This is a genomic window from Pseudomonas sp. SC3(2021), from assembly GCF_019856535.1.
Classification (GTDB): Bacteria; Pseudomonadota; Gammaproteobacteria; order Pseudomonadales; family Pseudomonadaceae; genus Aquipseudomonas; species Aquipseudomonas monsensis.
The window spans coordinates 3,014,974-3,028,884 of record NZ_CP082236.1 but is presented as its reverse complement, the minus strand read 5'-3'; the positions used below and the strand labels follow the sequence as shown (position 1 = coordinate 3,028,884).

The window sequence follows — 13,911 nt, the reverse complement described above, 5'->3', positions numbered from 1 at the left end:
AAGGGCCGACGAACTGGCTCCATAAAAAAAACAATTCGAGGAAAATTTGATGCGCATCGTTCCCCATATCCTGGGCGCAGCCATTGCTGCCGCTCTGATCAGCACACCAGTTTTCGCCGCCGAACTCACCGGCACCCTGAAGAAAATCAACGATTCGGGCACCATCACGCTCGCTCACCGTGACAGCTCCATTCCGTTTTCCTACATCGCGGACGCTTCCGGCAAACCCGTGGGCTACTCCCACGACATTCAAGTGGCCATCGTTGAAGCCCTGAAAAAAGACCTGAACAAGCCAGACCTGCAGGTCAAGTACAACCTGGTGACCTCGCAAACCCGTATCCCGCTGATCCAGAACGGCACCGCGGATATCGAGTGCGGCTCCACCACCAACAACGCCGAACGCGCCCAGCAAGTCGACTTCACCGTCAACATCTTCGAAATCGGCACCCGTCTGCTGGTCAAGAAAGACAAGGATGGCAAGCCGTCCTACGCTGACTTTGCCGACCTGAAAGGCAAAAACGTCGTGACCACCGCCGGCACCACGTCCGAGCGCATCATCAAAGCGATGAACGCCGACAAGCAGATGGGCATGAACATCATCTCCGCCAAAGACCACGGCGAGTCCTTCAACATGCTGGAAAGCGGCCGCGCCGTAGCCTTCATGATGGACGACGCCCTGCTGGCCGGCGAAGAAGCCAAGGCCAAGAAGCCGGCCGACTGGATCATCACCGGTACGCCACAGTCCTTCGAAGCCTACGCGTGCATGGTTCGCAAAGACGACCCGGCCTTCAAGAAGGCTGTCGATGCCGCCATCGTTGGCCTGTACAAGTCGGGCGAGATCAACAAGATCTACAGCAAGTGGTTCGAGAGCCCGATTCCTCCAAAAGGCCTGAACCTGAACTTCCCGATGAGCGACAAGGTAAAAGATCTGATCGCCAACCCGAGCGACAAGCCGGCGCCTGACGTAAAAATCTGATTACTGACTAACCTTATCGCCTGAGGGAGCCACCCTCCCTCAGGCGTCTGTTACTACCTGCTGGCTTTACTGTGGAACACTCGACCTGGCGGTTTCCGAGCCGATCGCGTGTGTCCGACGTTCACCGTCGGACGGGAAAGGACCTTCCCCAAGCGGGTGCTTGTACATCGATCGATCTCGAGGGGAGACCCTAATGAATTACAACTGGGACTGGGGCGTGTTCTTCAAGTCCACCGGCGTTGGCAGCGAGACGTATCTCGACTGGTACGTCACCGGTTTGGGCTGGACCATTGCCATCGCCATCGTGGCATGGATCATCGCCTTGCTGCTGGGCTCCATTCTGGGGGTCATGCGCACGGTGCCGAACCGCATCGTATCGGGCATCGCGACCTGCTACGTCGAACTGTTTCGCAACGTGCCGCTGCTGGTTCAGCTGTTCATCTGGTACTTCCTGGTACCTGACCTGCTGCCGCAGAACCTGCAGGACTGGTACAAACAAGACTTGAACCCGACCACCTCGGCCTACCTGAGTGTTGTCGTGTGCCTGGGCCTGTTCACTGCAGCCCGTGTCTGCGAGCAAGTGCGTACCGGCATCCAGGCGCTGCCACGCGGCCAGGAATCCGCCGCCCGCGCCATGGGTTTCAAGCTGCCGCAGATCTACTGGAACGTGCTGCTGCCCCAGGCCTACCGGATCATCATTCCGCCGCTCACCTCGGAATTCCTCAACGTGTTCAAGAACTCCTCCGTGGCGTCCTTGATCGGCCTGATGGAATTGCTGGCGCAAACCAAACAGACCGCCGAATTCTCGGCCAACCTGTTTGAAGCCTTCACCCTGGCCACGCTGATCTACTTCACCCTGAACATGAGCCTGATGTTGCTGATGCGCATGGTCGAGAAGAAAGTCGCGGTGCCTGGCCTGATCTCCGTGGGGGGTAAATAATGGACTTCGATTTCAGCGGCATCATCCCCGCGATCCCGGGCCTGTGGAACGGCATGGTCATGACCTTGCAGTTGATGGTCATGGGCGTGGTCGGCGGCATCGTGCTGGGGACCATCCTCGCCCTGATGCGCCTGTCGTCCAGCAAACTGCTGTCGCGGGTGGCCGGCGCTTATGTGAACTACTTCCGTTCGATCCCGCTGCTGCTGGTGATCACCTGGTTCTACCTGGCGGTGCCGTTCGTGCTGCGCTGGATCACCGGCGAAGACACCCCGATCGGCGCGTTCACCTCCTGCGTCGTGGCCTTCATGATGTTCGAAGCCGCGTACTTCTGCGAAATCGTCCGGGCCGGCGTGCAGTCGATCCCCAAAGGCCAGATGGCCGCCGCCCAGGCGATGGGCATGACCTATGGCCAGACCATGCGTCTGATCATCCTGCCCCAGGCGTTCCGCAAGATGACCCCGTTGCTGCTGCAACAGTCGATCATCCTGTTCCAGGACACCTCGCTGGTGTACACCGTGGGTCTGGTGGACTTCCTCAACTCCGCCCGCTCCAGCGGCGACATCATCGGTCGTTCCAACGAGTTCCTGATCTTCGCCGGTGTCGTCTACTTCATCATCAGCTTTTCCGCCTCGCTGCTGGTCAAGCGTCTGCAAAAAAGGTTCGCCGTATGATCTCTATCAAAAACATCAACAAGTGGTATGGCGACTTCCAGGTGCTGACTGATTGCAGCACCGAGGTCAAAAAAGGCGAAGTGATCGTGGTCTGCGGCCCGTCGGGTTCCGGCAAATCGACCCTGATCAAATGCGTCAACGCCCTGGAGCCGTTCCAGAAAGGCGACATCGTCGTCGACGGCACCTCGATTGCCGACCCGAAGACCAACCTGCCGAAACTGCGCTCACGCGTGGGCATGGTGTTCCAGCATTTCGAACTGTTCCCGCACCTGACCATCACCGAAAACCTGACCATCGCGCAGATCAAGGTGTTGGGCCGCAGCAAGGAAGAGGCGACCAAGAAAGGTCTGCAACTGCTTGAGCGCGTCGGTCTGTCGGCCCACGCCCACAAGCATCCGGGGCAACTGTCCGGCGGTCAGCAACAGCGCGTGGCGATTGCCCGTGCGCTGGCGATGGACCCGATCGTCATGCTGTTCGACGAACCGACCTCGGCGCTCGACCCGGAAATGGTCAACGAAGTACTCGACGTGATGGTGCAACTGGCCCAGGAAGGCATGACCATGATGTGCGTGACCCACGAAATGGGCTTCGCCCGTAAAGTCGCCGACCGGGTGATTTTCATGGACGCCGGCAAGATCATCGAAGACTGCCCGAAAGAGGAATTCTTCGGCGACATCAGCGCCCGCTCCGAACGCGCGCAGCATTTCCTCGAGAAAATCCTGCAGCACTAAAAGCAACACACCGAACTCTGTGGCGAGGGAGCTTTGTGGCGAGGGGATTTATCCCCGATGGGCCGCGAAGCGCCCCCAGCATTTCAAAATCAAACCGCATCTGCCGGTTTGACGACTGCTTCGCAGCCGATCGGGGATAAATCCCCTCGCCACAGGTTCCGCGCTCGAACAAACCAGCATGCTGTTAGCCATGCTGGTTGACCCAAGGCATCTGTGATGAAATGCGACCCCACTCTCTATCGCGCCGCGCCGCCATCACTTGCCGTGAAACCTCGCCTGATCCGTCATTTGTTCCTGCCGCCGCTGATCATCGCCCTGATGATCGGATTGGGTTTTGCCGGCTTCTGGACCAGCGAACATTTCGGCATCCGCAGCCTTGGCGAGAACGGCCAGCGTCAGCTGGAACTGCACGCCCGCGCAGTCGAAAGCGAGATCAGCAAATACACGTACCTGCCCAGCCTGCTGGAACTGGAAACCAGTGTCCCGCAACTGCTGGCCGACCCGACCCCGGAACACCGGCAAACGGTCAATGCTTACCTTGAAGGTCTGAACCGGCGCAGCCGCAGTCGGGCCATCTACGTCATGGACACCACCGGCCGCGTGATGGCCACCAGCAACTGGCGCGATGTCGACAGCTATCTGGGTGAAGACCTGTCCTTCCGCGCCTATTTCCAGAAAGCCGTACGCGGCGAACCTGGCCGCTTCTACGGCATCGGCAGCACCAATGGCGAGCCCGGTTATTACCTCGCTCACGGTCTCGAAGAGCATGGCAAGATCATCGGCGTCGCCGTGGTCAAAGTGCGGCTGGAGGCCATGGAAGAACGTTGGCAGCGCGCGCGTCTGGAAGCCTTCGTCAGCGATGAAAACGGCATCATCATTCTTTCCAGTGATCCGGCCCGACGTCTGAAAGCCGTCATTCCCTTAAGTGAAGACACCAAGGAAAAACTTGCCCGAAGCCTGCAGTACTACTGGTACCCGCTCAACGAACTGCAACCTTTGGCTCGCGAAACCCTGTCCGAAGGCGTGGAAAAACTCACCTTCCCCGCCAACAGCGAAGTGCCGTCTGGCGAGGATGACATCAGCTATCTGGCGCAGACCCGCCCGTTGAGTGACACGCCCTGGAATTTCACCTTGCTCACGCCTTTGCAGGATTTGCGTCGCGAAGCGATCAACCAAGGCATTCTGGTCGCGGTCGCCTTTGCCTTGGTGGCGTTCCTGCTGATTGCCTGGAACGAGCGGCGCAAAGTCATCGCCACCCGGCTCGCCGCCCGCGAAGCCTTGCAGGAGGCCAACAATCAGCTGGAGCGTCGGATTACCGAACGCACCTCGGACCTGCGCGCCAGCAACGAGCGCCTCAAGAGCCAGATCCGCGAACGCCGTCAGGCAGAAGAAACCTTGCGCCGTGCCCAGGATGAACTGGTGCAGGCCGGCAAACTTGCGGCCATCGGCCAGATGTCCACCAGCATCGCCCACGAACTGAATCAGCCGCTGGCGGCGATGCGCACCCTCTCGGGCAATACCGTACGGTTTCTCGAGCGCGGTCAGCTCGATGTCGCCAGCACCAACCTCAAGACCATCAACGACCTGATCGACCGCATGGGCCGCATCACCGCAAGCCTGCGCTCGTTCGCCCGTCGCGGCGACAGCCACGGTCAGGCCAGCCTCGGCAAAGCGGTGGAGGCGGCGTTGCAATTGCTCGGCGCGCGGGTGGAACACTCGGCGCTGGTGCTGCACCGGCAATTCGCCGACGTGCAATTGCTGATCGACCAGACTCGCCTCGAACAGATTCTGGTCAACCTGATCGGCAACGCCCTCGATGCCATGCAGGCGCAACCGCTGCCGCAGCTGTGGCTGGAAGGTGAAGAATTCAACGGTAAATATCGCCTGCGCGTGCGCGACAACGGTCATGGCATCGACGCCGAAGCACGCAAGCATCTGTTCGAACCGTTCTTCACCACCAAACCCGGTGAACAAGGCCTGGGCCTCGGCCTGACCCTGTCCGCCAGCCTCGCGGCCGCCACCGGCGGGCATCTGGGTGTCGAACACCCGGCCAGCGGTGGCACCACCTTCGTCCTCAGTTTACCGTTGGTAAGCCCTACTCCTGCCGAGCCAATATGAACCACGACCTTAGTGTGCTGATCGTCGAAGACGACCCCCATGTCCTGCTCGGTTGCCAACAGGCGCTGACCCTCGAAGACATTCCCTGCATTGGTGTGGGCAGCGCCGAAGAGGCACTGGAGCAGGTCGGCGAGAATTTTGCCGGCATCGTCATCAGCGATATCCGCTTGCCGGGTATCGACGGTCTGGAGTTGCTGACCCGCCTGAAACAACGTGATCGCAGCCTGCCAGTGGTGCTGATCACCGGTCACGGCGACATCTCCATGGCGGTCGGTGCGATGCAGAAAGGCGCCTATGACTTCATGGAGAAGCCGTTCTCGCCAGAGCGCCTGGTCGATGTGGCGCGGCGCGCCTTGGAGCAACGCAGCCTGGCGCGGGAAGTGTCGTCGCTGCGTCGGCAACTGGCCGAACGCGATTCGCTCGAAGGCCGGATCATCGGCCGCTCGCCGGCGATGCAGAACCTGCGCGAACTGATCGCCAACGTCGCCGACACATCGGCCAACGTCTTGATCGAAGGCGAAACCGGTACCGGCAAGGAACTGGTCGCTCGCTGCCTGCACGACTTCAGCCGCCGCCACAGCAAGCAGTTCGTCGCACTGAACTGCGGCGGCCTGCCGGAGAACCTCTTCGAAAGCGAGATCTTCGGCCACGAGGCCAACGCCTTTACCGGCGCCGGCAAACGGCGCATCGGCAAGATCGAACACGCCGACGGCGGCACGCTGTTCCTCGACGAAGTGGAAAGCATGCCGCTGCCGTTGCAGATCAAACTGCTGCGCGTCTTGCAGGAACGCACCCTCGAACGCCTCGGTTCAAACCAGAGCGTGGCGGTGGATTGCCGGGTGATTGCCGCGACCAAGTCCGACCTCGATGAAGCGAGCAAGGCTGGCGAATTCCGTAGCGACCTGTACTACCGCCTCAACGTCGTGACCCTCGAATTGCCGCCCCTGCGCGAGCGTCGCGAAGACATCCTGCAACTGTTCGAACACTTCACCCAGCAATCGGCGCTGCGCTTTGACCGCGCCCTGCCGGAGCTGGACAACCAGACCCTGTCGAACCTGATGAGCCACGACTGGCCGGGCAACGTGCGGGAGCTGCGCAACGTCGCCGAACGCTTCGCCCTCGGCCTGCCGGCGTTCAAGAAGTCCGGCGCCGGCAGCGCGGGCCAGGGCCTGGCGTTTGCCGAAGCGGTGGAAGCGTTCGAGCGCAACCTGCTCAGCGATGCCTTGCAACGCAGCGGCGGTAACCTGACCCAGGCCAGCCTGGAACTGGGCATGGCCAAGACCACGCTGTTCGACAAAGTGAAAAAGTACGGGTTGAGCCACTGATGGATCTGATTCTCAAAGCAGCGCTCGGCGCGGCAGTGGTGGTGATCCTCGCCGCCCTGTCGAAAACCAGAAACTACTACATCGCCGGGCTGGTGCCGCTGTTTCCGACCTTTGCCCTGATCGCCCACTACATCGTCGGCAAAGGCCGTTCAATCGACGATCTGAAGGCGACCATCGTGTTCGGCATGTGGTCGATCATTCCGTACTTCATTTATCTGGCGACGCTGTACGTGATGGTTGACCGCATGCGCCTGGAAGCGTCGCTCGCGGTGGCGGTTGTGGCGTGGCTGATCGCGGCGACGGTGCTGGTCACAGTCTGGGTGCGCCTGCACGCCTGAGCCAAACGCTGGCCCGCCCCTTGCATTTACCCCCAAAGCCCCGCCCGGCTGGTGCTCATGATGGATGAGGCCGGTGTCTGGCAGGGTCTGCCAAGGGTGAATAGCAACCTTGAACATTTTAGATCTCGACCACAGCCTGACGGCCCAGGCACCGATTGCGCGACTGCTCGACAGTGGCCGCGCCAGACGCCTGGACCTGCTCGACCTCGGCCCGAAACTCCGGCTCTGGTCCAGCGAACGCACCTGGCGGCGCTTCGCCGAACGCTTGCAGCAAAGGCCGCGCCACAGCGGCCCGGCGCCGGAAATCTTCTTCGTCGGTTCCGGTGATTATCACCACCTGACCCCGGCGTTTCTCACCGACCTGCCCGAGCCGGTCAGCCTGATCCACTTCGACAATCACCCCGACTGGGTGCGTTTTGCGCCGCGTCGGCATTGTGGTTCGTGGGTCAATCAGGCGCTGAAACTGCCGAACATCCGCCGCATCGTCACGCTCGGCCCGTGCAGCGATGACCTGCAAAACCCGCAATTGAAGGGCGGCAATCTCGCGGCCCTCCGACGCGGGGTGCTGCAGCTGTTTCCGTGGCAGCACGCGCCCTCCAGAGTCTGGGGACGGGTCGGCGACGGCGCCGGGCATGCACAACAGGAAAACATGCTGCACTGGCACAACTTGTCGGAACTCGACTGGCGCCAGTTCCTCGACAAGATGATCGCCAGCCTGCCGACCGAGGCAGTGTGGATCACCATCGACAAGGACGTGCTTGCCAGCGAAGACGCCGCCACCAACTGGGATCAGGGCGGCATGCGCCTGAGCCACATGCTCCAGGCCCTGCGCGCTCTGGCGGCGAGCAAGCGGGTCCTCGGCATCGACATCTGCGGCGAATACGCACGCCCGGCCTTCAGTAACCTGCTCAAACGCTGGGAAGCGAAGACCGACCAGCCCCCGGCCGAGCGCTGGAGCGACGCCGATATCCTGCGCAATTCGGCGACCAATCAAGCCTTGATCGAGCTGTTCGAGGAGTTGTTTCCATGACATTTACCGTGATTGTGCTAGTGGCCTTGTCGATTGTTCTGGATGTGATCGGCCAGCTCTGTTTCAAACTGGGCCTGGACCGCCTGCCGGCGCTGGAGGGTGGTTTTCGCCTGCAGGTGTTCTGGGGCCAGGTGTTCAACGCGCCGCTGCTGTGGGCCGGGATCGGGGCTTATGCGATCGAGTTCTTCGTCTGGCTCGGAGCCCTGTCGCGGGCGCCACTGAGCCTGCTGTTTCCGGCGGCGGCGCTGGCTTATTGCGGCGTGGTGCTGGCGGGCAAAGTGGTGCTCGGCGAAACCGTCAGCCGGCGCCGCTGGCTGGGTACGCTGGTGATTACGGCGGGCGTGATGCTCGTGTGTGCCGGCCATGTCTGAAGCGCGCCTGGAACTGCAAAGGAACGATGCAATGCATTGGCTCCACGGGCGCCTGGGCACCATCGTGCTGTGGGCGCTGTTGATCATTCTGGAAAGTGGCGGACAGATCGCGAGCAAGGTCGGCGGCGATCAGTTGGGGCAGATGGACTTCAGCCTGCAATGGCTGCAAGGCATCGTCATGACGTCCGGGGTGTGGGTGGCGATTGCCTGCTACATCGGCGCGTTTTTTGTCTGGATGCTGATCCTGCGCCGCAGCAGCCTGTCACTGGCGTTTCCCCTGAGTTCGCTGGTGTTTGTCGGCGTGCTGCTGGGATCGTGGCTGGGGCTGGGCGAGCAGATCAGCGTGCTGCACTGGGTCGGCGTGGCGGTGATCATGGGCGGGATTGCCCTGCTTGCCGAGGGCGAAGAACACTGAAATCGACCGTGCAGGCTGCGTTTTCTGATCTTGAAAAACCAAGATCGCAGCCTGCACAAAGCGCTCAGGCGTCAGGCTTTTGGTGGTTCTGCAAGAACCCCAGACCATGCGCCAACGCGATCTCCTTCACCCCCGCTTCCTGCTGCTGCCGGGCGATCTGCCGGTGATAGGCCTTGACCTGAGTCCAGTGCATTTTCGGCCGATAGTGGTGCTCGGCGTGATAGCCGTTGTTCATCCACAACAGGTTGTACAGCGGGCTGTAGGCACTCACGCCCCACGCGATGGGCAAGTCCGGGTTGCCGCCAAAATGCTCGTAATAACCGTTGAGCGAAGACAACGCCTGCCCCAGGTACCAGAACGGCAGCAGCACCAGCACCGCTTGCCAGTCGTACACCGCCAGCAGCAGATAGAACGCCAGCGTCACATAGATTTCCACCTTGACCCAACGCGCGTCCTTCGGCCGTTTGCGGCGCATTTCTTCGTAGATCGGCGTGGGATCGTCGCGAAAAAAACTCAGAAACGTGTAGGCCCAGGGATTTTCTGGCTGACCGTTTTTGCCGCGCAGATAAATCGACAGCGGATCAATCGTCTTGCCGTCCGCTCCCGGCCGGTCCGAGTTGCCACGGTGATGCCGGTTGTGGATATCACGATAGAGGGTTTGTGAAAAACCGATGGTCACCGACAACAGCAGATCGAACGCCCGGTTCAGCCACGCCGGGGTGAAGTAGGCGTTGTGGATCTGGTTGTGGGAAATGCTGTTGATGCTCCACGACAGGCTGATCGCATAGCCCAGCGCCAGCGGCACAAAGGCCCACCAGGACAGCTGATGAAAGGCTGAGACCAGCCACAGGACACAGGCGAAGTGGGCAATGCCCAATGCGATGGGGATCAGGTCCCACAACGAATGGGCCAACAGACGATAAGCAGGGCGAGCCATGAAGAACATCCTGAAGGAATGGATTCGACATGGCTGTCTGCAAACCGCAGACCAATTCGCCCGCGTGCGCAATCAGTCGAATTTGTAGGCGATGGCCGCCTGCACTTCACCCTGATTGGTATCCCCCACCGCTTTGACGATGCTGCTGTCGGCCGCCGAGCGGGTCAGGTGAATCCAGCTCGCGCTGGTGACCAGCGACCAGTGCGACGCCAGCGCAAACTCGAAGCTCTGGGTCAGCGCCACGTTCTGCAAACCACCGCCGGCGTTGTACGCGCGGATGCCCGAGGCCTGCGCTTCGCGATCACTGACACCGAAGAAGGTCTGGGTGCCCTGCGCATCGGTAAAATGCGCGGTCAGGTTGCTGCTGCCAATCACCCCGCCGCCCAGTGGATAGCCGATTTCACCGCCCACTTTGCCAAACACGCCGCCCTGCCCGCTGCCACCGCCGGCGGCCTGGCCAACGAAGGCGAACACGCGCCAGAAATCGGCCGGAGCGTACTGCACGAAGCCGCCAGCCTCGGCCATGTCGGGCACATCACGCAGGCCACGCAACTCGCCGTTGGCGGTGCGCCCGGAGAGGTAGTTGATGTACGGCCCGGCGCTGAAACCGTTGGTTTTCAAGGCGCTCCAGGTCAAACCGTCGTCGGTACCGAGGCTGACATCGCCCCAGTCCAGATCCAGATACGGGATCGGTCGGGTTTCGTAACGGCTGCCGGTCGGATCATGCGGTTGATACCCCACCCCGAGTCCTGCTTCGCCTGTAATGCCATCCGCCAGCGCGGCCCCGGAAAAGCTGGCCAGTGCGGCCAATAACGCCAGTGTCTTCCTCTGCATGAGGTCATTCCTTTTCTGAACTTGCGCGCATCAATCCCCGGATACCGTCCCTGGCGCAAGCACTCATGTTGTTTGTAGCAAGCTACAAAAATTGTAGCCGCGCATGGCGACAAAACCGTATCACCCCCGCCACTACGGGGCCTGGGCCATTTGGCACAGTCCCTGCTCTCTCCCTTGCCAGGCGCAGACCGCGCACCCTGACAACTGCCTCGACCCAACAGGTACTGCAGATGATTGACTGGCACATCGTGTGTGATTTCGACGGGACCATCACCCGTACCGACGTGATCGACAGCATCCTTGAACGCTTCGCCGACCCGAGCTGGGAAGCCATCGAAAACGAATGGCTGGAGGGCAAGATCGGTTCCCGCGAATGCCTCAGCCGTCAGCTGGCGCTGATCAAGGCCACGCCTGCGCAACTGCTCGAGTTCTTCGACAGCATCGACATTGATCCCGACTTCCCCGACTTCGTCGACCACGTGATCGGCCTCGGCGCTTCGCTGGAAGTGGTCAGCGACGGTATCGAACAAGGCATCGCGCGAATTCTTGCGCGCAACTACGTGACGCTCCTGCCGATCCTCGCCAATCGCCTGCGCCAGATCGACCACGACAAGTGGCGCATTGATTTCCCCTACGCCAGCGACGCCTGCCGCGCCGCGTCCGGCAACTGCAAATGCAAGTCCACGCCGAACAGCAAACGCGTGCTGGTGATCGGCGACGGCCAGTCCGACATGTGCGTGGCGTCCACCGCCGACTTCGTTTTCGCCAGGGATCGCCTGGCCGAGCACTGCGAGCGCAACGGCATCGCCTACGCGCGCTTCGACAGCTTCGCCGAACTGCCACACCTGCTGGCCCGCCTGCCTCTGGCCCCGTCCGCCAACGCCGTCACTTTCAGCACCGAAACCCCTTCTGAAGCACAGGAAACCCTACACCATGTCTGATATCCGCATCGCGACAGCCGAAGACCAGGTCCTTCTGGAAAAAGAAGCCAAATACTGCTCCTACGGCGACACCGTTCACTACATCGAACCGCCGCGCATCTTCAGCCGCTGCGAAGGCTCCTACGTCTGGGACACCGAAGATCAGGCCTATCTCGACCTGCAGATGTGGTACTCGGCGGTCAACTTCGGTTACGCCAACCCGCGCCTGAACAATGCACTGAAACAACAGATCGACACCCTGCCGCAAATCGCCAGCCAGTACCTGCACAAGGGCAAGATCGAGCTGTCGGAAATGATCGCGGTCGACGCCAAGAAAAAATTCGGCCTCGACGGCCGGGTGCACTTCAACGTCGGCGGTTCGCAGTCGATCGAGGACTCGCTGAAAGTGGTGCGCAACGCCACCAACGGCAAGAGCCTGATGTTCGCCTTCGAGGGCGGTTATCACGGCCGCACCCTCGGTGCATCGTCGATCACCTCCAGCTACCGTTATCGCCGCCGCTACGGGCACTTCGGTGAGCGTGCGCAGTTCATCCCGTTCCCGTACCACTTCCGTGGCCCGAAAGGCATGACCAAGGAAGAGTACGGCAGCCACTGCGTGCAGCAATTCGCGCGGTTGTTCGAGACTGAATACAACGGCGTCTGGGACCCGAAAGTCGGCCAGAGCGAATACGCCGCGTTCTACGTCGAGCCGATCCAGGGCACTGGCGGTTACGTGATCCCGCCGATGAACTTCTACAGCGAACTCAAGCACGTGCTGGATCAGCACGGCATCCTGATGGTGGTCGACGAAATCCAGATGGGTTTCTACCGCACCGGCAAGCTGTGGTCGATCGAACACTTTGACGTCAAACCTGACGTGATCGTCTTCGGCAAGGCACTGACCAATGGCCTCAACCCGCTGGGCGGCATCTGGGCCCGTGAAGAACTGATCAACCCGAAAGTCTTCCCGCCAGGCTCGACCCACTCGACCTTCGCCTCCAACCCGCTGGGTACTGCGGTAGGTCTGGAAATGTTCAAGATGACCAGCGAAGTCGATTACGGCGCAAGGGTCATGGCCAAGGGCAAATACTTCCTCGAAGGCCTGCAGGATCTGCAAAAGCGCTACCCGATCATCGGCGATGTCGACGGCCTCGGTCTGGCGCTGCGCTGCGAGATCTGTACCGCTGACGGTTTCACCCCGGACAAGGCCACCCTCGACTTCATGGTCGAAGAAGGCATGAAGGGCGACATTGAAATCGACGGCCGTCGTCTGGGCCTGATCCTTGACGTGGGCGGCTACTACAAGAACGTCATCACCCTGGCACCGTCGCTGGAAATCAGCTATGCGGAAATCGATCTGGGCCTGGCCCTGCTCGACCGCCTCCTGCATCGGGCAATGAAACGATGATCGAACCAGAGATCGACATGGGCGAAGGCAACGCCGGTTTCGTTCTCGGCAACGGCGAGGTCGCGGTGGTGTTGATCCACGGCCTCACCGGCACCCCGACGGAACTGCGTCGGGTGGCCGTGGGCCTGGCGAAAGCCGGGCACACGGTCTATGTGCCGACCCTGGCCGGGCACTGCGGCGGTAATGCCGACCTGCAGGCCACCGGCTGGCGCGACTGGTACGAAAGCGCGCGCAACACCTTCGTCGGCGTGCGCCGCAAGCACCGCAAGGTGTACGTCGGTGGCTTGTCCATGGGCGCGGTGCTGTCGATGTACCTGGCTGCCGAACACCCGGGACAGATCGAAGGTTTGCTGCTGTATTCGACCACGCTGCGCTACGACGGCTGGAGCATCAACAAACTGGCGTTCCTCACCCCGCTGCTGATGAAAATCCCGTTCGGCGTGCACCTGTGCAGTTTCGAAGAAAAGCCGCCCTACGGCATCAAGAACGAGCGCCTGCGGGCGATCGTCGAACGGCAGATGAAAGAGGGCCAGAGCAGTCAGGCCGGGTTGCTGACCATGGAAGGCATCACCGTGCGGGAACTGCACCGGCTCAATGCCGTGGTGAAGAAAAGCATGCCGTCGATCACCACGCCGGCACTGGTGCTGCACTCCATCGAGGACGACATCACCAGCCGCTGGAACGCCGATTATGTGGAACGCAAACTCGGCGGACCGGTGACCAAGGTGCTACTCGACGACTGCTATCACATGATCACCGTGGACTTGCAGTACCGGCGTGTCGTGGAATTGAGCGCCGACTTCATCCAGCGCGGCATCATGCCAGCGATCATTCACCCCGGGACAGCGCCACTGGACACCCGGCAACTGGCTTGAGCAGTGGCCGCCGTCCGCCTCC

General features: G+C 61.2%; 15 protein-coding genes. 13 read left to right on the top strand and 2 right to left on the bottom strand.

The features are described from left to right. Positions 1-49: 49 nt before the first annotated feature. From K5Y35_RS13520 to K5Y35_RS13475, 10 genes are all read left to right on the top strand, one after another. Positions 50-976 (top strand): glutamate/aspartate ABC transporter substrate-binding protein, encoded by a 927-nt coding sequence (locus K5Y35_RS13520; protein ID WP_122606850.1) that lies wholly within the window; start codon positions 50-52, stop codon positions 974-976. Between the two features lie 193 nt (positions 977-1,169). Further along, positions 1,170-1,916, top strand: a complete 747-nt coding sequence (locus tag K5Y35_RS13515; protein WP_016986630.1) for an amino acid ABC transporter permease — start codon at positions 1,170-1,172, stop codon at positions 1,914-1,916. Further along, positions 1,916-2,587, top strand: coding sequence for an amino acid ABC transporter permease (locus K5Y35_RS13510; protein ID WP_003227756.1), 672 nt, complete (start codon positions 1,916-1,918; stop codon positions 2,585-2,587). The genes K5Y35_RS13515 and K5Y35_RS13510 overlap by 1 nt, the downstream gene beginning before the upstream one ends. Further along, complete coding sequence (locus K5Y35_RS13505; RefSeq protein WP_042560754.1) at positions 2,584-3,318, top strand: amino acid ABC transporter ATP-binding protein; 735 nt, start codon at positions 2,584-2,586, stop codon at positions 3,316-3,318. The genes K5Y35_RS13510 and K5Y35_RS13505 overlap by 4 nt, the downstream gene beginning before the upstream one ends. A 216-nt stretch (positions 3,319-3,534) precedes the next feature. Continuing rightward, positions 3,535-5,436: a sensor histidine kinase gene (locus K5Y35_RS13500; RefSeq protein WP_123466196.1), complete on the top strand. Its 1,902-nt coding sequence runs from the start codon at positions 3,535-3,537 to the stop codon at positions 5,434-5,436. A 44-nt stretch (positions 5,437-5,480) separates the two neighbouring features. Next, positions 5,481-6,761 (top strand): sigma-54-dependent transcriptional regulator, encoded by a 1,281-nt coding sequence (locus tag K5Y35_RS13495; RefSeq protein ID WP_261991841.1) that lies wholly within the window; start codon positions 5,481-5,483, stop codon positions 6,759-6,761. Between the two features lie 8 nt (positions 6,762-6,769). Continuing rightward, on the top strand, positions 6,770-7,099 hold the full coding sequence (locus K5Y35_RS13490; protein ID WP_185015804.1) for a GlpM family protein: 330 nt from the start codon (positions 6,770-6,772) through the stop codon (positions 7,097-7,099). 109 nt (positions 7,100-7,208) lie between these two features. After that, on the top strand, positions 7,209-8,129 hold the full coding sequence (locus K5Y35_RS13485; protein ID WP_222834388.1) for an arginase: 921 nt from the start codon (positions 7,209-7,211) through the stop codon (positions 8,127-8,129). Continuing rightward, positions 8,126-8,500 (top strand): transporter, encoded by a 375-nt coding sequence (locus K5Y35_RS13480; RefSeq protein ID WP_123466188.1) that lies wholly within the window; start codon positions 8,126-8,128, stop codon positions 8,498-8,500. Before K5Y35_RS13485 ends, K5Y35_RS13480 begins: the two co-directional genes overlap by 4 nt. 31 nt (positions 8,501-8,531) lie before the next feature. Further along, on the top strand, positions 8,532-8,915 hold the full coding sequence (locus tag K5Y35_RS13475) for an EamA family transporter (protein WP_222834387.1): 384 nt from the start codon (positions 8,532-8,534) through the stop codon (positions 8,913-8,915). A 64-nt stretch (positions 8,916-8,979) separates the two neighbouring features. Here the strand turns inward: K5Y35_RS13475 and K5Y35_RS13470 are convergent, their stop codons facing one another. Both K5Y35_RS13470 and K5Y35_RS13465 read right to left on the bottom strand, forming a co-directional pair. Then, positions 8,980-9,852 carry a fatty acid desaturase family protein gene (locus K5Y35_RS13470; RefSeq protein WP_222834386.1) on the bottom strand — a complete coding sequence of 291 codons (873 nt, stop codon included), beginning with the start codon at positions 9,850-9,852 and terminating at the stop codon, positions 8,980-8,982. 72 nt (positions 9,853-9,924) lie between these two features. Beyond that, positions 9,925-10,686, bottom strand: coding sequence for a MipA/OmpV family protein (locus K5Y35_RS13465; RefSeq protein ID WP_222834385.1), 762 nt, complete (start codon positions 10,684-10,686; stop codon positions 9,925-9,927). A gap of 230 nt (positions 10,687-10,916) precedes the next feature. Here K5Y35_RS13465 and K5Y35_RS13460 point away from each other — a divergent pair, with 230 nt between their 5' ends. The 3 genes from K5Y35_RS13460 to K5Y35_RS13450 are packed head-to-tail and all read left to right on the top strand — an operon-like array spanning position 10,917 to position 13,889. Next, entirely contained in the window at positions 10,917-11,627 is a 711-nt protein-coding gene (locus tag K5Y35_RS13460) for an HAD-IB family phosphatase (RefSeq protein WP_222834384.1), read from the top strand. Further along, positions 11,620-13,014, top strand: a complete 1,395-nt coding sequence (locus K5Y35_RS13455) for an aspartate aminotransferase family protein (protein ID WP_186748552.1) — start codon at positions 11,620-11,622, stop codon at positions 13,012-13,014. The genes K5Y35_RS13460 and K5Y35_RS13455 overlap by 8 nt, the downstream gene beginning before the upstream one ends. Further along, the gene (locus tag K5Y35_RS13450) at positions 13,011-13,889 is read left to right on the top strand and encodes an alpha/beta hydrolase (RefSeq protein WP_123466176.1); all 879 of its coding nucleotides are present in this window, start codon (positions 13,011-13,013) and stop codon (positions 13,887-13,889) included. The genes K5Y35_RS13455 and K5Y35_RS13450 overlap by 4 nt, the downstream gene beginning before the upstream one ends. Positions 13,890-13,911: the final 22 nt, after the last annotated feature.